General features: G+C 42.9%; 14 protein-coding genes. 2 read left to right on the top strand and 12 right to left on the bottom strand.

From position 1 onward, the window contains the following. Positions 1-21 precede the first annotated feature (21 nt). A complete protein-coding gene (locus OCV27_RS01470) occupies positions 22-1,161 on the top strand; it encodes a murein hydrolase activator EnvC family protein (protein WP_125319307.1) in 1,140 nt (379 codons plus the stop codon). A gap of 1 nt (position 1,162) precedes the next feature. Here OCV27_RS01470 and OCV27_RS01465 read toward each other — a convergent pair whose 3' ends face one another. The 4 genes from OCV27_RS01465 to nudC form a co-directional block, all read right to left on the bottom strand. Then, the gene (locus OCV27_RS01465) at positions 1,163-2,140 is read right to left on the bottom strand and encodes a DHH family phosphoesterase (RefSeq protein WP_125319306.1); all 978 of its coding nucleotides are present in this window, start codon (positions 2,138-2,140) and stop codon (positions 1,163-1,165) included. 72 nt (positions 2,141-2,212) lie between these two features. Beyond that, positions 2,213-2,848, bottom strand: coding sequence for a TetR/AcrR family transcriptional regulator (locus OCV27_RS01460; protein WP_125319305.1), 636 nt, complete (start codon positions 2,846-2,848; stop codon positions 2,213-2,215). Between the two features lie 273 nt (positions 2,849-3,121). Continuing rightward, positions 3,122-4,189: a uroporphyrinogen decarboxylase gene (gene hemE / locus OCV27_RS01455; RefSeq protein ID WP_125319304.1), complete on the bottom strand. Its 1,068-nt coding sequence runs from the start codon at positions 4,187-4,189 to the stop codon at positions 3,122-3,124. Positions 4,190-4,514: 325 nt separating this feature from the next. After that, the gene (nudC, locus tag OCV27_RS01450; protein ID WP_125319303.1) at positions 4,515-5,291 is read right to left on the bottom strand and encodes an NAD(+) diphosphatase; all 777 of its coding nucleotides are present in this window, start codon (positions 5,289-5,291) and stop codon (positions 4,515-4,517) included. A 178-nt stretch (positions 5,292-5,469) separates the two neighbouring features. Between nudC and rsd the strand changes: the two genes are divergently transcribed. Continuing rightward, positions 5,470-5,964, top strand: coding sequence for a sigma D regulator (gene rsd / locus OCV27_RS01445; RefSeq protein WP_125319302.1), 495 nt, complete (start codon positions 5,470-5,472; stop codon positions 5,962-5,964). Positions 5,965-6,063: 99 nt separating this feature from the next. Here the strand turns inward: rsd and rpoC are convergent, their stop codons facing one another. From rpoC to secE, 8 genes are all read right to left on the bottom strand, one after another. After that, positions 6,064-10,266, bottom strand: coding sequence for a DNA-directed RNA polymerase subunit beta' (gene rpoC / locus OCV27_RS01440; RefSeq protein ID WP_125319301.1), 4,203 nt, complete (start codon positions 10,264-10,266; stop codon positions 6,064-6,066). Positions 10,267-10,341: 75 nt separating this feature from the next. Then, positions 10,342-14,370, bottom strand: a complete 4,029-nt coding sequence (rpoB, locus tag OCV27_RS01435) for a DNA-directed RNA polymerase subunit beta (protein WP_125319300.1) — start codon at positions 14,368-14,370, stop codon at positions 10,342-10,344. 231 nt (positions 14,371-14,601) lie between these two features. Then, positions 14,602-14,970, bottom strand: coding sequence for a 50S ribosomal protein L7/L12 (gene rplL / locus OCV27_RS01430; protein ID WP_125319299.1), 369 nt, complete (start codon positions 14,968-14,970; stop codon positions 14,602-14,604). Positions 14,971-15,027: 57 nt separating this feature from the next. Then, on the bottom strand, positions 15,028-15,522 hold the full coding sequence (rplJ, locus tag OCV27_RS01425; RefSeq protein ID WP_125319298.1) for a 50S ribosomal protein L10: 495 nt from the start codon (positions 15,520-15,522) through the stop codon (positions 15,028-15,030). Positions 15,523-15,811: 289 nt separating this feature from the next. Then, entirely contained in the window at positions 15,812-16,516 is a 705-nt protein-coding gene (gene rplA, locus OCV27_RS01420) for a 50S ribosomal protein L1 (RefSeq protein WP_125319297.1), read from the bottom strand. Between the two features lie 4 nt (positions 16,517-16,520). Beyond that, positions 16,521-16,949 (bottom strand): 50S ribosomal protein L11, encoded by a 429-nt coding sequence (gene rplK / locus OCV27_RS01415; RefSeq protein WP_125319296.1) that lies wholly within the window; start codon positions 16,947-16,949, stop codon positions 16,521-16,523. A 165-nt stretch (positions 16,950-17,114) separates the two neighbouring features. Next, complete coding sequence (gene nusG / locus OCV27_RS01410) at positions 17,115-17,663, bottom strand: transcription termination/antitermination protein NusG (RefSeq protein WP_125319295.1); 549 nt, start codon at positions 17,661-17,663, stop codon at positions 17,115-17,117. Between the two features lie 13 nt (positions 17,664-17,676). Beyond that, positions 17,677-18,057 (bottom strand): preprotein translocase subunit SecE, encoded by a 381-nt coding sequence (secE, locus tag OCV27_RS01405; protein ID WP_125319294.1) that lies wholly within the window; start codon positions 18,055-18,057, stop codon positions 17,677-17,679. Positions 18,058-18,163 lie beyond the last annotated feature (106 nt).

Below are 18,163 nucleotides of genomic sequence, written 5' to 3'. Positions count from 1 at the left end.
GATTTAGGACTGACCCTTCACATGGCAATACAGCAATCGAGACGAACATTAGCTTTACCTAAACTTGCTGGATTGGTATGCATTATTTTGACTACTTTAGCATTCCCATGTCGGTCCTCATCACCGACTGAACTAAAAGGTGTCAGCAATGAAATTTCCAGACAGAAGCAAGCATTAAGTTCACGACAAAAACAACTCGATTCGCTCCAACAATCATTAAAAAAACAAGAACTCAGTATTGCTCGATTGGAAAAAGACATTAAGCAAGCAAAGGCGTCTTTATATAAAACCAACCAAAGTATTTCTGCGTTAGAAAAACGTCTGGCTTCATTACAGAAACAAAAAAAACAACAAACTGAAGTCCTAGCTGAGCTTTTGCAAACTTATTACGCGACACAGAGAGCAAATTCTTCAACCAACCTCCTTAACCAAGGAGTCGAAGAAGACAGAATAAGCCAATACTTCCAGCATTTAGCTAAGCAGCGAACAAGAACAATTGAACAGCTAGAAAAAACTGTAACTGAATTAACTAAAAGTGAAACGCAACTTCAATTAGAAAAACAACAAATTACTAATTTGCTTACTAAACAAAAACAAGCACGTAAACGTTTAACTAAAGAACAATCTAAACGAAAAGGTACGGTCGGCAACATCAGAAAAAACATCTCCAATGACAAAGTTTATCTGACAGAGCTTCAACGTAATGAAACACGGCTAAAAGCTGAAATCGCTAAAGCAGCGAAGCGCAATAATACTATTCCCATGGATGGACTAGCCAGGCGCAAGGGTCAACTTCCTTGGCCACTGAAAGGGACCATACTACATAATTATGGTTCTAGACAAACAGGACAGCTTAACTGGAAAGGAATGGTTATTGGTGCCAAATATGGCCAGACCGTCAAAGCAGTTTATTCTGGAACCGTAGTCTTTTCTGACTATTTGAGAGGTTATGGACTCGTCATTCTACTTGATCACGGTAAAGGCGATATGACTTTATACGGCTTTAATCAAAGTCTACTAAAAAACGAGGGGGATAAAGTCTCCGCAGGTGAAACAATCGCTCTAGCAGGTGATACTGGCGGCCAACCAAAAGCCTCGCTGTATTTTGAGATAAGGCGCAATAGCAAGGCCCAGAACCCAAAAAGCTGGTTAACTCGGTAGTTCACTTGCTTACTGAAATTAATTGGCAGTAATAGCTTTCGACTTTGGATATAAAGTCAGGCAGCTTATATTTATCTAACGCATTAATTCCTCCAGAAGCAGCACGTCCTCCTCCTGTTAAAAATTGAGCGCACAATTCTCCAGCTCCACACCTATAGTTAAGAGGAGCACGTAACGACACTTTATAGCTACCATCTTGATTCTCTGTTAACACAACATGTGCAGAGTTAGGGGATTGATTTGCAAGCCAATTACCATAAGCTCCACTGATACGCCTTGAGGCTGCTTGATCTGGCAACTCAAATACCGCGATATAATGACTGCGATGCAAGGACTCTATCGAGAGTACTTGAGACATATCTCGCTCATACGAATCGCGTAATATAGGATATGGTGATTTGGGGTCACTAAGAACAGAAAAGGGGTCACTATAGGCTAGCAACTTTTGATAAAGTTCATCGGGCGCAAAGTTCAAATCAGCTAGAGTGTCACCGTAGCCATTGTAGTTAATCAGGCTTCCTAACTCTCTTAGCTCCATTTTCTGCTGCATATTCAGACCAGCAGCTGAAGAAAGTTTATCCGCCTTAGAAACTAAATTGTCTCCGTAAGCTGCTGCTATTGCCCAGTAGTGAAATTGCCCGCCAAGTAATTTATCTACAATCAATGCTGTACACACATCGGCATTAAGATCAATATGAGCCTCTAGCCCAGTCGCATGAGGAATCTCTCCAGACTGGTGGTGGTCTGCATAGAACACCGAAGCGCCACAACTAAGTATTTTATTGAGCGCTGTCATGTTACTTAACATCGAAATGTCCAACACTGTCAGAGTATCCCCTGACTGACAATGTAAAGAATTTAAAAGTTGAATATCTCGCTTCAAGCCAGTAACTAACACCGCCGACTTGGGTTCGGCTAACCTAAGTTGAAGCAATGAAATGATACCGTCAGCATCACCATTGAACACATCATAATGCATAAAAAAACCCTAAAAGACCATTATGGTACTTTAAGGGGTTAATATGATTCAAACAATCGCATTTAGTTATGCTTAAGCATGAATTGCTTTAACGCCGTCTTCAAGTAGCTGTAATTGTTCTAATCCTTGCAACGTTGCCTTTGGCTTTACCACTGCGATCATCTGCAACATACCTTGGTGAATGATCTGCTCTGTGATCTGGGTCTTTTGTGACATCGCAGACCGGTAACCAAGCCAGCTAGAAGCAATCAAATGCAACGTTGTTACCAAAGATTTCATCTCATTTTCTTCAACAGCTAGTAATTCCAGCTCAACAAACGAGCGCATAATATTGACTAGATTTGTCTGCAATTTTTCTTGAATCTGAATATAATCATCATGTAACTCCTCATCTCTTTGAAGAATTTCTGGAAGGTTGGCGTAAAAAAAACGGTACTTCCACATCAAGTTAAAAGTAGAGTCTAGATAATGCTTGAGCAAGACCAAGCTTTCTTGCTGCCCATAAATTGGAGAAAATCTTTCTAACAATTCACTGGAATATAGTGAAAAAATTTCACGTACAATTTCCTGTTTATTACGGAAATGGTAGTAAAGGTTACCAGGGCTAATATCAATATGTGCAGCGATGTGGTTAGTGGTGATATTACGCTCACCGTGTTCATTAAAGAGATGCAATGCGGCAAGCACTATTTTGTCGCGTGTCTTCATTCGTTTCCCGTATCCTCTGCAATTAAAAATGTCAGTATAATTTGGGTTTATATACCTTTAGAGCTAATTTGTCGTCCAGTTATGAATTTTTTATGCAAAGCTGAAATGACCTTGCATTACCACTCTACATTATTAAATCATGATTCAATAGCAAGATACCACAAACATCAAACTATAAAATAGTGATAAAAATCATAATAATAAGCCGTCATATTTAAAACATACTAACAAAAAAAGCGTCTAGTTAAGCCAGACGCTTTAGCGAATGTATGTTTATTTGTGGTAAGGCTTAGATAATTCGTGCACGGCATCAACAAAAACACCAGCATTTTCCGGTGGCACATCAAGATGGATACCATGACCTAAATTAAATACATGGCCAGTTCCTCCTTCCCCAAACCCTTTTAAGATATCTGCAACTTCTTGACGAATTCTCTCTGGTGAAGCGTACAGCATCGAAGGATCCATATTTCCTTGTAGTGCCACTTTATCTCCGACACGCTTAACTGCCTCTTCAATATTAATCGTCCAATCTAAACCAACAGCATCACAGCCTGTCGCTGCGATTTTTTCTAACCACATACCACCATTTTTGGTAAACAAGGTCACAGGAACTCGACGACCATCATTTTCTCGAATCAATCCATCAACAATTTTTTCCATATACTGCAATGAAAACAGATGATAATCACGCGGAGTCAAAACTCCACCCCAAGTATCAAAAACCATCACAGACTGAACTCCAGCCTTAATTTGGGCATTAAGGTATTGGATAACACTATCTGCCAGCTTATCCAATAAGGCATGAAGTACTTGTGGTTCTGCATACATCATCTTCTTGATCTTAGTAAACGCCTTTGAGCTTGCCCCCTCAACCATGTAAGTTGCCAATGTCCAAGGGCTACCAGAGAAACCAATTAATGGAACCTCTCCATTTAAGTCCTTGCGTATTTGGCGCACCGCATTCATCACATATTGCAATTCACCTTCAGGATCTGGAATACCAATTTTTTCCACATCAGCCTTACAGGTAATCGGTTTATCAAACACAGGACCTTCGCCTGCTGCAAAACGTAACTCTAAACCCATAGCATCGGGGATAGTTAAAATATCAGAAAATAAAATAGCAGCATCAAGAGGGAAACGACGTAATGGCTGAAGAGTGACTTCTGATGCTAACTCAGCATTTTTGCACAGAGACATAAAATCACCCGCTTCAGCACGAGTTGCTTTATATTCCGGTAAATAGCGTCCCGCTTGGCGCATCATCCATACTGGGGTGTAATCTACTGGTTTCTTTAAAAGTGCACGCAGATAACAATCATTTTTAAGTTCAGTCATTCCGTATTTCCAACTATTGATCTTCGATTTATCGCGGCTATTCTAACACTGTTTGACGACTAAAAGCGGCGTGCTTTGTAACCTAGGTCAAGTTATTAACGTTTAAATCAGTGCTTAATTTGCACCCAATCTATAACAGTGATAAAAATCTCCCCGCTAGCAAAAATAATAATTATAACCTGAGTACCTGTTACTCAGCATCTCATAACGACATCTTACTTACCCCCTCCCTCTCGGAGGGTTTTTTTCTTTAAACAACCATCACATTACCAATAAAGGTCAAGTCCTTTAGAAGATCACAATCACCGACAGAACATGATCCTCTCTAACCACAATCCTCCAACGTCTGCTCGATTAATGCCCTAGCTATCGTTCCATGTGGAGCAATCAATGGGAGTTCATGGGCACAATACCACTTAGCATTATCAAGCTCAGTATGATCCGGTTTAAGCTCACCAGATTGATAGTCAGCCAAAAAACCAACCATTAAACTCGATGGAAACGCCCAAGGCTGACTCGAAAAATAGCGAATATTGGTAATATCGATACCGGTTTCTTCTTTAACTTCACGAACCACACATTGCTCAAGAGTCTCACCCACTTCAACGAAACCAGCAATAACCGTATGTATACCATTGCGATGACGAGCGTGCTGGGCTAATAATATTTGTTTCCCTTTACGGACTGCAACTATGATACAAGGAAATATTCGCGGGTAATGTAAGGTTCGACAATCGCTACACTGCATCGCTAGCTGGGTATTATTAAGATGATTCCTACCGCCACAAATATTGCAAAATCTTAATGTTTGAGTCATATGACCATATTGAATTGCCTTACTAATGAGTAAGAACAGTGATTCAGAAAAAGCCAAGCATTCACGTAACTCGGTCATTGGTAACTCTTGATCAATTTCATATGTATTTAGCCACATCACCGGTAAGTTTTGATAGTCACCAATTTTTATCCCTGCATTTTGTGGTAGTGATAGCTCCTGAGCGGAACCACAAGGTAATGCGTTGTCGACCAACCAAACCTCACTTCCAGATACGACACACCAATAAGCATTGTCCATTCGCTTTCTATCATTCTTGTTTAACATTACCGTCCCTCTTTGCTTGCAGTTCATTCATTTTACTGGCAATCTTAATTCATACCAGAGTTTGTAGCAGAGCGAGTTTCTAGCTATAAATTCTAGTAAGAACGAGAAGTTTTGCTCTGCATGTGCTTTGGGAGTCAAAGCGTAACTGTCACTGCAAAAGTGGCTCGATCATGAGGATATGGTCATGCTGAATAAATTCAAACAAACACAAGAACAATGGGGTGGCTCAAGTGAGCTTATTGACCACTGGCTTGAAACCAGACAGTCACTTATTGTTGAGTATTGTAAACTCGCAGCTCTCCAACCCACCTCGGTAAAAACGACACTTTCTTCGCTTCCGACAAAAAACGAACTCCAAATATTTTGCCAACACCTAGTCGATTATATATCTGAAGGGCATTTTAAGATCTATGACATGGTGATGGATAAATGGCGTTCAACGGGATTCGAAGCGACTGAAGAAATAAACACAACCTATGGGCGGATCGTTCTTACTACAGATCCAGTACTTAATTTTACCGATAAGTATGCAGCCGTTACAGATGATGAGCCTCTTGAATCTTTTGATAGTGACCTATCATTAATTGGGGAAATACTAGAAGTACGATTTGAAGTAGAAGATCAATTAATCCAATTAATTGCGGATAGCTTAGCGGTACCGCCTGGCGCTTGATAACTTTGTAGTAACCGCTTTCTTTACTAAAGCAGTCTTGTAAAGATTAGAAAACAAAAAAGGCACCCGAAGGTGCCTTTAAACGCGATTTATTCGCTATTACTCTTCAACTGAGAAACCTGCATTAAGCAAGGCAGCTAAATTATCTGTTGCTTGTTCAACAGATGGGCCTTCTTGCTCTTCAACACGCTTAGCTTGACGATCTTGGTGGTAAGCGAAACCTGTACCTGCTGGTATTAGACGACCAACAATAACGTTTTCTTTCAGACCACGTAACTCGTCACGCTTACCAGAAACTGCTGCTTCTGTTAACACGCGAGTTGTCTCCTGGAACGATGCCGCAGAGATGAAAGATTCAGTTGCTAACGACGCCTTCGTGATACCTAATAGCTCACGTTCGAAGCGAGCTGGCTCTTTGCCTTCTGCTTCTAATTGACGGTTAGCAATCTTAACATTTGCATACTCCACTTGCTCACCAGCTAGGAACTCTGAGTCACCTGCGAAAGTAATGGTACACTTACGAAGCATTTGACGAACGATAGTCTCAATGTGCTTATCGTTAATCTTAACGCCCTGTAGACGATATACTTCTTGAACTTCGTTGGCAATGTACTGAGTCACAGCATGGATGCCACGTAGACGTAGAATATCATGTGGAGACTCTGGACCATCAGCGATCACATCACCACGTTCAATCTTCTCACCTTCGAATACGTTAAGCTGGCGATGCTTCGGAATCATCTCTTCGTAAGCGTCACCGCCGTCACGAGTGATAACTAAACGACGCTTACCTTTAGTTTCTTTACCAAAGCTCACAGTACCTGTGTGCTCAGCAAGAATTGCAGGCTCTTTCGGCTTACGAGCTTCGAACAAATCAGCAACTCGTGGTAGACCACCAGTGATGTCTTTGTTTCCGCCAGATTTCTGAGGAATACGAGAAAGCGTGTCACCTACACCTACTTCTGCACCATCCTCGATGTTCACAATCGCTTTACCAGGTAAGAAGTAATGAGCTGGCATATCTGTTCCAGGAATCATTACATCTTTGCCTGCAGCATCAATAAGCTTGATAGCTGGGCGCATGTCCTTACCAGCTACTGGTCTAGCGGCAGCTTCTGTTACTTCACTAGAAGATAAGCCTGTTAGATCATCAGTTTGGCGAGAAACTGTCACACCATCGATCATATCTACAAACTGGATACGACCTGCCACTTCAGTGATGATTGGCATGGTATGCGCTTCCCAGTTTGCTACTGTTTCGCCAGCATCAACAGCTTGGTTGTCACCTTTGCTCAACAGAGAACCATATGGAAGTTTGTGTTTCTCTTTAGTGCGGCCAAATTCATCAATAATGGTTAGCTCAGATGCACGTGAAGTGATAACGAGCTTACCTTTTTTATTAGTAACAAATTTAGCATTGTGCAGTTTTACAGTACCTGTCGTTTTAACTTGGATGCTGTTTTCTGCCGCGGCAGTCGATGCCGCACCACCAATGTGGAAAGTACGCATCGTAAGCTGTGTACCTGGCTCACCGATAGACTGAGCAGCAATAACGCCTACTGCTTCACCTTGGTTTACTAGGTGACCACGTGCTAGATCACGACCATAACACTGTGCACAACAACCGAAGTCAGCATCACAAGTAACGACTGAACGTACTTGGATTTTGTCTACGGAGTTGTCTTCCATGATCTGACACCACTTCTCATCAATGAGAGTATTACGTGAGATCAGAACATCGCCAGTACCAGGTTTAAGTACATCTTCTGCAACAACACGACCTAGAGCAAGCTCAGAAAGCGCAACTTTAACATCACCACCTTCAATATGAGGCATCATGTCGATACCTTGACGAGTGCCACAATCATGTTCATGAACAACAACATCTTGAGCAACGTCTACTAGACGACGAGTTAGGTAACCTGAGTTAGCTGTTTTCAGTGCCGTATCCGCAAGACCCTTACGAGCACCGTGCGTTGAGATAAAGTACTGAAGTACGTTTAGGCCTTCCTTAAAGTTCGCTGTGATAGGCGTTTCAATGATAGACCCATCTGGACGAGCCATTAGACCACGCATACCTGCAAGCTGACGAATCTGAGCAGCAGAACCACGAGCGCCCGAGTCAGCCATCATATAGATGCTATTGAAAGACTCTTGTTGCTCATCTTCACCTTCACGGTTAGCCACTGTTTCAAATGAAAGGTTTTCCATCATCAGTTTCGCAACACGATCATTGGTTGATGCCCAAATATCGATTACTTTATTGTAACGCTCACCGGCAGTCACGAGACCAGACTGATACTGTTCTTGTATTTCACGAACTTCAGCTTCAGCAGCTTCGATTTCAGTGTACTTCGCATCAGGTACAACCATATCGTCGATACCAACAGAAACACCAGACAATGCTGCATAAGCAAAACCTGTGTACATGATTTGGTCAGCGAAAATAACTGTATCTTTCAAACCTAGCTTACGATAAGCCTCATTAAGTAGATGAGAGATTTGCTTCTTACCTAACTTTTGGTTGACGATGCTAAATGGAAGACCAGATGGAACGATTTGCCATAGCATTGCACGACCAATAGTTGTATCAACTAATTTAGTCTCTGTGGTGCTATTGCCGTCTTCATCTTTTACTGTCTCAGTGATTCGAACTTTAACGCGAGCATGCAGCTCTGCAGACTTAGTACGGTATGCTTTCTCAGCTTCAGCTGAACTAGCAAGGTACATACCTTCGCCTTTGACGTTGATCTTTTCACGAGTCATGTAGTAAAGACCCAATACAACGTCCTGAGAAGGTACGATGATAGGATCACCTGACGCTGGCGACAGAATGTTGTTTGTCGACATCATCAAAGTACGCGCTTCAAGCTGTGCCTCTAGAGTTAGAGGTACGTGAACCGCCATTTGGTCACCATCGAAGTCGGCGTTATACGCTGCACACACTAGTGGGTGTAACTGAATCGCTTTGCCTTCAATAAGTACAGGTTCAAACGCCTGAATACCTAGACGGTGAAGTGTAGGTGCACGGTTGAGTAATACAGGGTGCTCACGAATAACTTCGTCTAGAATATCCCAAACTACCGCTTCTTCACGCTCTACCATCTTCTTAGCCGCTTTGATTGTCGTGGCTAAACCGCGCGTCTCAAGTTTGCTGTAGATAAATGGTTTGAATAGCTCAAGTGCCATCTTTTTAGGAAGACCACACTGATGTAGACGAAGGTATGGACCTACTGTAATTACAGAACGGCCAGAATAGTCTACGCGCTTACCGAGAAGGTTCTGACGGAAGCGACCTTGTTTACCCTTGATCATATCAGCAAGAGATTTCAGAGGACGCTTGTTAGATCCTGTGATCGCACGACCACGACGACCATTATCTAGCAGTGCATCGACAGACTCTTGTAACATACGTTTTTCATTACGTACGATAATGTCCGGCGCCGCAAGCTCTAATAAGCGCTTCAAACGGTTGTTACGGTTAATAACGCGACGATAAAGATCGTTCAGATCTGAAGTCGCAAAACGACCACCATCTAGCGGCACTAAAGGACGTAGGTCTGGCGGAAGTACCGGAAGAACAGTTAAGATCATCCACTCTGGATTGTTTCCAGATTGAACGAAAGCTTCAACTAGCTTCAAACGCTTAGTGATTTTCTTACGCTTAGTTTCAGAATTAGTAGACTGAAGCTCTTCACGCATTTCTTCAATTTCAGCAGGCAAATCCATAGACGCAAGAAGGTCTTTGATCGCTTCTGCACCCATCTTAGCTGTGAATTCATCACCCCACTCTTCTAGACGATCCAGATACTCTTCTTCAGTTAGCATCTGAGACTTTTCTAGATCAGTCATACCTGGTTCAGTTACTACGTACATTTCGAAGTAAAGAACACGCTCGATATCACGTAGAGGGATATCCATCAGTAGACCGATACGAGACGGTAATGATTTTAGGAACCAGATGTGAGCAACTGGTGAAGCAAGTTCGATGTGGCCCATACGGTCACGACGAACTTTAGTTTGTGTAACTTCAACGCCACACTTCTCACAGATAACACCACGGTGTTTCAGACGCTTATATTTGCCACAAAGACATTCATAGTCTTTTACTGGACCAAAAATACGCGCACAGAACAGACCATCACGTTCAGGTTTGAACGTACGATAGTTGATCGTTTCAGGTTTTTTAACTTCACCAAAAGACCATGAACGAATCATATCCGGTGAAGATAGACCGATTTTGATTGCATCAAATTCTTCGGTCTTATGCTGTGCTTTTAGAAAGTTTAATAAGTCTTTCACAATCAGCTCCTGTAAGGAGTTAGAAGGAGCTCACCCGCAAAAGTGAGCACCTTCAACCAAATAACCCCGCGGGGATTACTCTTCGTCTTCTAGCTCGATATTGATACCTAGCGAGCGGATCTCTTTCAACAATACGTTGAACGATTCTGGCATGCCAGGTTCCATGCTATGGTTACCATCGACGATGTTTTTATACATCTTGGTACGGCCGTTAACGTCATCAGACTTAACCGTTAGCATTTCTTGCAGAGTGTAAGCTGCACCATATGCCTCCAGTGCCCATACTTCCATCTCACCGAAACGCTGGCCACCAAATTGAGCTTTACCACCAAGTGGTTGCTGAGTAACTAGACTGTACGAACCCGTTGAACGAGCGTGCATCTTGTCATCAACAAGGTGGTTCAGCTTGAGCATATACATGTAACCAACCGTTACAGGACGCTCAAATGCATCACCAGTGCGACCATCAAACAGAGCCAACTGACCAGATTCTGGTAGTTCACCCAGTTTTAGTAAATCTTTGATCGATTGCTCAGAAGCACCATCAAAGACCGGTGTTGCTATTGGTAAACCACCACGTAGGTTATTAACCAAGGTACGCACTTCATCATCAGTCAAAGATGCGACATCGACTATCTGACGAGTATCACCAAGATCGTAAACCTTCTGCAGGAAGTCACGGAATTTAGCCAGTTCCTGCTGCTCTTTGAGCATTTGGTTGATCTTGTCACCAATACCTTTGGCTGCCAGACCCAAGTGTACTTCTAGAATCTGACCTATGTTCATACGAGAAGGTACACCCAGAGGGTTAAGTACGATGTCAACAGGCTGACCTTTTTCATCGTAAGGCATGTCTTCAACAGGGTTAATCTTTGAGATTACACCTTTGTTACCATGACGACCTGCCATTTTATCACCAGGCTGAATACGACGTTTAACCGCGAGGTAAACTTTAACGATCTTCAATACACCTGGAGCTAAGTCATCACCTTGAGTGATCTTACGACGTTTAGTTTCAAACTTCTTATCAAAGTCTGCTCTTAACTCATCGTACTGCTCAGCCAATTGCTCAAGTTGAGTCTGTTGAGCATCATCTTCAAGCGTCAGCTCTAACCACTTCTTACGATCGATAGCGTCAAGTTTAGCTTCAGTGTAACTACCGTCAATCAGAACAGCTTTAACACGGTTTAGAAGACCACCTTCAAGAATCTGGAACTCTTCAGTAAGGTCTTTCTTCGCCTCTTTAAGCTGCATCTGTTCAATTTCAAGTGCACGTTTGTCTTTTTCAACACCGTCACGAGTAAATACTTGAACATCGATGATAGTACCCGAAACTGAATTTGGTACACGCAGGGACGTATCTTTAACGTCTGACGCTTTTTCACCAAAAATAGCACGCAGTAGCTTTTCTTCAGGAGTTAACTGAGTTTCACCTTTAGGCGTTACTTTACCGACTAGGATGTCACCACCCTTCACTTCTGCACCAATATAAACGATACCTGACTCATCTAATTTAGACAGAGCAGACTCACCTACGTTTGGAATATCAGCAGTGATCTCTTCAGATCCAAGCTTGGTATCACGTGCCACACAAGATAGCTCTTGAATGTGGATAGTCGTGAAACGATCTTCTTGAACAACACGTTCAGAAACTAGGATAGAGTCCTCAAAGTTGTAACCATTCCAAGGCATAAATGCGATGCGCATGTTCTGACCAAGCGCAAGCTCACCAAGGTCTGTTGAAGGACCATCAGCTAGAACGTCACCACGTGCAACAGGTTCGCCAGGCATAACAGCTGGACGCTGGTTGATACACGTATTTTGGTTCGAACGAGTATATTTGGTTAAGTTGTAGATATCGATGCCAGCTTCACCAGGAATCAGCTCGTCTTCATTAACTTTAACAACAATACGAGATGCATCAACAGATTGAATCATACCACCACGTTTAGCAACGACTGTAACACCTGAATCTACTGCGATATTACGTTCGATACCTGTACCGACCAAAGGCTTATCAGCTTTCAGTGTCGGAACAGCTTGACGTTGCATGTTCGCACCCATCAGTGCACGGTTCGCATCATCGTGTTCTAGGAACGGGATAAGTGAAGCAGCGATAGACACAACTTGGTTAGTCGCAACATCCATGTAATCTACATGGTCACGCGGGTGTAAACCAGATTCGCCTTTCTGGCGAGCTGTGATTAGCTCTTCAGCAAACGTACCTTCTTCGCTCAACACTGTGTTCGCCTGAGCGATAACGTATTGACCTTCCTGAATAGCAGATAGGTAATCTACCTCGCCAGTAACAACACCATCAACGACACGGCGGTATGGCGTCTCAAGGAAACCGAACTCATTACAACGTGCAAATGCAGATAGAGAGTTGATCAGGCCGATATTTGGACCTTCTGGTGTTTCGATAGGACACAAGCGACCATAGTGAGTCACATGTACGTCTCGAACTTCAAAACCTGCACGCTCACGAGTCAAACCACCTGGACCCAAAGCAGAGATACGACGTTTGTGCGTCACTTCTGATAATGGGTTGTTTTGATCCATAAACTGTGAAAGCTGAGAGGAGCCAAAGAATTCTTTAACTGCAGCAGAAATTGGCTTAGCGTTAATGAGATCCTGAGGCAGGATTGCATCAAGATCACCTAGACTTAGGCGTTCTTTAACCGCACGCTCAACGCGCACTAGACCAACACGGAACTGGTTCTCAGCCATTTCGCCAACACTACGGATACGACGGTTACCTAAGTGGTCAATATCGTCAACTTCTCCGATGCCGTTACGAATAGCGATAAGCTTCTTCATCACCTCGATGATGTCTAGCTCATCTAGCGTGCCTTGCTCTTGAGCATCGTCACGCTCAATCGAGCTATTGAACTTCATGCGGCCAACAGTAGACAGATCGTAACGTTCTTCTGAGAAGAATAAGCTGTCAAATAATGATTCAGCGGCTTCTTTCGTTGGTGGCTCACCAGGGCGCATCATGCGGTAGATCTCTACCAAAGCAGAAATACGATCGACAGTACTGTCAACGCGTAATGTATCTGACATGAATGGGCCATGATCTAGATCGTTGGTAAATAGAACTTCTAATGCTCTATGACCAGCCTGAGATAGGTTTGCTAGTGCTTCAAGATTAATTTCTTGGTTAGCAGCAACGATAATTTCGCCAGTTGCTTCATTGATATAATCTTTTGATGAAACTCTACCTACAATGTACTCAACTGGTACTTCAATATGTTCTACGCCATCTTTTTCAAGTTGACGGATATGACGTGCAGTAACACGACGACCCGTTTCAACGTAGACTTTGCCCTTCGCTTCAATATCAAATGATGCCGTTTCACCACGTAGGCGATCTGGGACCAGCTCCATAAGTAGAGTCTGATCTTTCACCTCGAAGTTCACCTTCTCAAAGAAGATGTCTAGGATCTCTTCTGTGGTTTTACCCAATGCACGAAGGATAATAGAAGCAGGAAGTTTACGACGACGGTCAATACGTACGTATAGGTTATCCTTAGGATCAAACTCGAAATCAAGCCATGAACCACGGTAAGGAATAATACGCGCATTATATAGAACTTTACCTGAAGAGTGAGTCTTACCCTTATCGCTGTCGAAGAATACACCTGGACTTCTATGTAGCTGGGATACGATAACCCTCTCGGTACCATTAATAACGAAGGTACCATTGTCTGTCATAAGCGGTATTTCGCCCATGTAGACTTCTTGTTCTTTAATGTCTTTTACAGTACCTGCTGGCGCGTCTTTATCAAAAATAACTAAGCGTAATTTTACACGTAGTGGTTTTGAATAAGTTACGCCACGAATTTGACATTCTTTAACATCAAAAACTGGCTCACCAAGACGGTAGCTAACGTATTGCAGCTCGGAATTGCCGTTGTAGCTCTGAATTGGAAATACAGAACGGAAAGCAGCTTCAAGACCGTATTGACCCTCAGGATCCTGTTCGATAAATTTTTCGAACGAATCAAGCTGGATCGATAGCAGATATGGAATGTCCAACACTTGTGGACGAGTACCAAAGTCCTTACGGATGCGCTTTTTCTCGGTATAAGAGTAAACCATGGGGTTCCTCAGCTCGCTGATAAGTGACCCAAACTGTCTAGGATTATTCATAGACAGTGACTAACAACTGTTTGACTGTAGTGACATTTCATAAAGCTGTCATGAAATGTTTTTTGCTAGGAACTTGGGTGCCCAAACAGCGGAAAAATCACCCAACCCCTACAGCGCAAAAAGGCTGGTGGTTATAAAACCACCAGCCATTAGCCGTTAGGCTAAGAAACTATGCAATAATTACTTAACAGTAACACTTGCACCAGCTTCTTCTAGCTGAGCTTTAAGAGCTTCAGCTTCATCTTTCTCTATAGCTTCTTTAAGAGCTGTAGGAGCGCCGTCTACTAGAGCCTTAGCTTCTTTAAGACCTAGGCCAGTCGCGCCACGTACCGCTTTGATTACAGCAACTTTGTTGCCGCCAGCAGATTCTAGGATTACGTCAAACTCAGTTTGCTCAGCAGCAGCTTCGCCACCAGCAGCTCCGCCAGCTACAACAGCAGCAGCAGCAGAAACGCCGAATTTCTCTTCCATCGCTTCGATTAGTTCAACAACTTGCATTACAGACATTTCTGCAACTGCATCTAGGATTTGCTCGTTAGTAATAGACATAACAATTCTCTTTTAAATCAACAATAAGTTTATTAAGCAACCAGAAAAAAGCAAGGCTTATGCCGCAGCTTCTTCTTTTTGATCACGTAGTGCTGCGATAGTACGTACCAGCTTGCCAGCAGAAGCTTCTTTCATGCACATCATTAAGCGTGCAATTGCTTCGTCGTAAGTTGGTAGTGTCGCTAGTACTTCAGCGTCAGCTAGCGCACCTTCAAATGCAGCAGCTTTGATCTCGAAGTTTGAATTCTCTTTAGCGAAGTCTTTAAAAAGACGCGCTGCAGCACCTGGGTGCTCATTAGAGAACGCGATTAGAGTAGGACCAGTGAAAGTGTCTGTTAGACACTCGTAGTCTGTACCTTCAACCGCACGACGTATTAGCGTGTTGCGAACAACTCTTACATAAACACCCGCTTCACGAGCTTGTTTACGTAGAGAAGTCATCGCGCCCACTTCAACGCCACGAGAATCAGCTACAACTGCAGAAAGTGCACCACTGGCAGCTTCGTTGACTTCAGCAACAATTGCTTTTTTGTCTTGAAGGTTTAAAGCCATCTTGGATTTACTCCTGGTTGTCGTTACACCACTCACTATTATCACAACAGTGAGAGTTATTGAGGTGCTTCCCAGAAGAAAGGTAACTATTTACATAGAGCTTTCTGTCAGTTCGGGCACCATCTACGTAGGAAAATTAAGTTTTATTGAAAAAACACCTACGGTCTTGGACGGAGACTGGGTCATAATTCACAGTAAATTCGGAAAGAATTTAATGAACCAAAGTTCAGCCCCAACCACAAATATTAAGCGCGAAATTATACATAAATTTCACGCCTAAGCAAATATATTATGCTTGCTGAGTGTTCAGGCTAGCCTGATCAACAGAAACACCAGCACCCATAGTAGTAGAGATGCTTATTTTCTGCAGGAATGTACCCTTAGCAGAAGATGGCTTAGCTTTCTTCAAAGCAACTAGAAGTGCTTCTAAGTTTTCTTTGATCTGCTCACCAGAGAAGTTAGCTTTACCAATAGTTGTATGGATGATGCCATTCTTGTCGTTACGGTAACGAACCTGGCCTGCTTTAGCATTCTTAACTGCTTCAGCAACATTAGGAGTTACAGTACCAACTTTAGGGTTTGGCATTAGACCGCGAGGACCAAGAATAGTACCTAGCTGACCTACAACGCGCATTGCATCTGGAGAAGCAACAACTACGTCAAAGTTCATTTCGCCTTTCTTGACTTGCTCAGCAAGGTCTTCCATACCGACGATATCTGCGCCCGCTTCTTTAGCAGCTTCAGCATTAGCACCCTGAGTGAATACTGCAACGCGAATATCACGACCAGTACCGTGAGGTAGTACAGTTGCACCACGAACGTTCTGATCAGATTTACGAGCATCAATGCCAAGGTTAACAGCAACGTCTATAGATTCAACAAACTTAGCAGTAGCTAGTTCTTGAAGAAGAGCAACTGCTTCGTTGATTTCGTATTCTTTAGTTACGTCAACTTTTTCGCGAATTACGCGCATGCGCTTAGTTAGTTTTGCCATGATCTTAACCCTCTACCACTAGGCCCATTGAGCGAGCAGTACCAGCGATTGAACGCTTCATTGCTTCGATGTCAGCACCAGTCATATCAGAAGCTTTCGTTTCTGCGATTTCTTGGATTTGAGCGTCAGTTACCGTACCCACTTTTTCAGTGTTTGGACGGCCAGAACCAGACTTAACGCCAGCCGCTTTCTTTAGAAGAACTGCTGCCGGTGGAGTCTTAGTTACAAAAGTGAAAGAACGGTCACTGTATACAGTGATAACAACTGGTGTTGGAAGACCTTTCTCCATAGATTCTGTTTTTGCGTTAAACGCTTTACAGAATTCCATGATGTTAACACCGTGTTGACCTAGAGCAGGACCAACTGGTGGACTCGGGTTTGCCATACCAGCAGCAACTTGTAGCTTGATATAAGCTTCAACTTTCTTAGCCATGATTTTTCCTAATTTTGGGTACTAACGCTAATCGACCGACCAGCTCCCCGTTTATATGAATAGCTTTCCACTTTCATCGAAGTAAAAAGGCGCGAAATTATAATCATAATTCGCGCCTTATACAAGCCTTAAAAGGTGTTTTTTTGTACTATTGCGGCTCGATATTTAGTCCTGTTTTTCAACCTGACCAAATTCAAGTTCAACAGGTGTAGCTCGACCAAAGATCGATACAGACACCTTCATACGGCTTTTCTCATAATCCACTTCTTCAACAGTACCGTTAAAGTCAGCAAATGGACCATCTGTAACACGCACAACCTCACCCGCTTCGTACATAGTACGTGGACGAGGTGATTCACTTGCTTTCTCAAGACGATTAAGAATAGCGTCAGCTTCCTTATCTGTGATCGGTGCAGGACGGTCAGAGGTACCACCAATGAAGCCCATGACACGAGGCACGCTGCGTACTAGGTGCCAGGATTCATCGTCCATAATCATTTGAACAAGAACGTAACCTGGAAAAAACTTACGCTCAGATTTACGACGTTGACCCGCACGCATTTCTACTACTTCTTCAGTAGGAACAAGAACTTCACCAAACAGCTCTTCCATGCTATGCATTTTGATATGCTCACGAAGAGACTGAGCGACACGACCTTCGAATCCAGAGAATGCCTGAACTACATACCAGCGTTTTTTAGGAGCTTCACTCATGAATTAAAACCCTCTATACCCCAGTCACAAAGTTGACAAGACGAACCATAATTCCGTCAATGCCCCAAAGCACTAGAGCCATTACAATACTTACAGCTAAAACGATCAAGGTAGTTTGTATAGTCTCTTGCCTTGTAGGCCAAACCACTTTACGAACTTCCATACGAGATTCTTTAGCGAACTCAATCGCAGCTTTACCCTTTACTGTCGTAGCTGCCACACCTAGTGCTGATGCAATTAATACAACAACACCAGCGACGCGAATCACTACAGACATCTCACCATACAGGTAATTACCCACAACAGCGGCAGCTAGCAGAACAAAAGTGATAACCCACTTAAAGATATCTGTGCCATTTGAGCTATCAGGAGTTTCAGCATTATTTGCTTTCATAAAACCAACCTGTCAAAAGTCTTAATATAGACGACAACAACCCCGCTGCTGCAGGGCAAATCCATGAAACGACAACCTATTAGATTGGCGTGCTCTTCTTCTTATT

The organism is Vibrio pectenicida, from assembly GCA_024347015.1.
GTDB classification, from domain to species: domain Bacteria; phylum Pseudomonadota; class Gammaproteobacteria; order Enterobacterales; family Vibrionaceae; genus Vibrio; species Vibrio pectenicida.
Note: the sequence above shows the minus strand (reverse complement) of the source record. Positions and strands in the feature narration are given on the sequence as shown.

Coding starts and splice junctions, on each gene's coding strand:
- OCV27_RS01470 (WP_125319307.1), top strand. CDS start 22: ATGGCAATACAGCAATCGAGACGAACATTAGCTTTACCTAAACTTGCT.
- OCV27_RS01465 (WP_125319306.1), bottom strand. CDS start 2,140: ATGCATTATGATGTGTTCAATGGTGATGCTGACGGTATCATTTCATTG.
- OCV27_RS01460 (WP_125319305.1), bottom strand. CDS start 2,848: ATGAAGACACGCGACAAAATAGTGCTTGCCGCATTGCATCTCTTTAAT.
- hemE (WP_125319304.1), bottom strand. CDS start 4,189: ATGACTGAACTTAAAAATGATTGTTATCTGCGTGCACTTTTAAAGAAA.
- nudC (WP_125319303.1), bottom strand. CDS start 5,291: ATGTTAAACAAGAATGATAGAAAGCGAATGGACAATGCTTATTGGTGT.
- rsd (WP_125319302.1), top strand. CDS start 5,470: ATGGTCATGCTGAATAAATTCAAACAAACACAAGAACAATGGGGTGGC.
- rpoB (WP_125319300.1), bottom strand. CDS start 14,370: ATGGTTTACTCTTATACCGAGAAAAAGCGCATCCGTAAGGACTTTGGT.
- rplL (WP_125319299.1), bottom strand. CDS start 14,970: ATGTCTATTACTAACGAGCAAATCCTAGATGCAGTTGCAGAAATGTCT.
- rplJ (WP_125319298.1), bottom strand. CDS start 15,522: ATGGCTTTAAACCTTCAAGACAAAAAAGCAATTGTTGCTGAAGTCAAC.
- rplA (WP_125319297.1), bottom strand. CDS start 16,516: ATGGCAAAACTAACTAAGCGCATGCGCGTAATTCGCGAAAAAGTTGAC.
- rplK (WP_125319296.1), bottom strand. CDS start 16,949: ATGGCTAAGAAAGTTGAAGCTTATATCAAGCTACAAGTTGCTGCTGGT.
- nusG (WP_125319295.1), bottom strand. CDS start 17,663: ATGAGTGAAGCTCCTAAAAAACGCTGGTATGTAGTTCAGGCATTCTCT.
- secE (WP_125319294.1), bottom strand. CDS start 18,057: ATGAAAGCAAATAATGCTGAAACTCCTGATAGCTCAAATGGCACAGAT.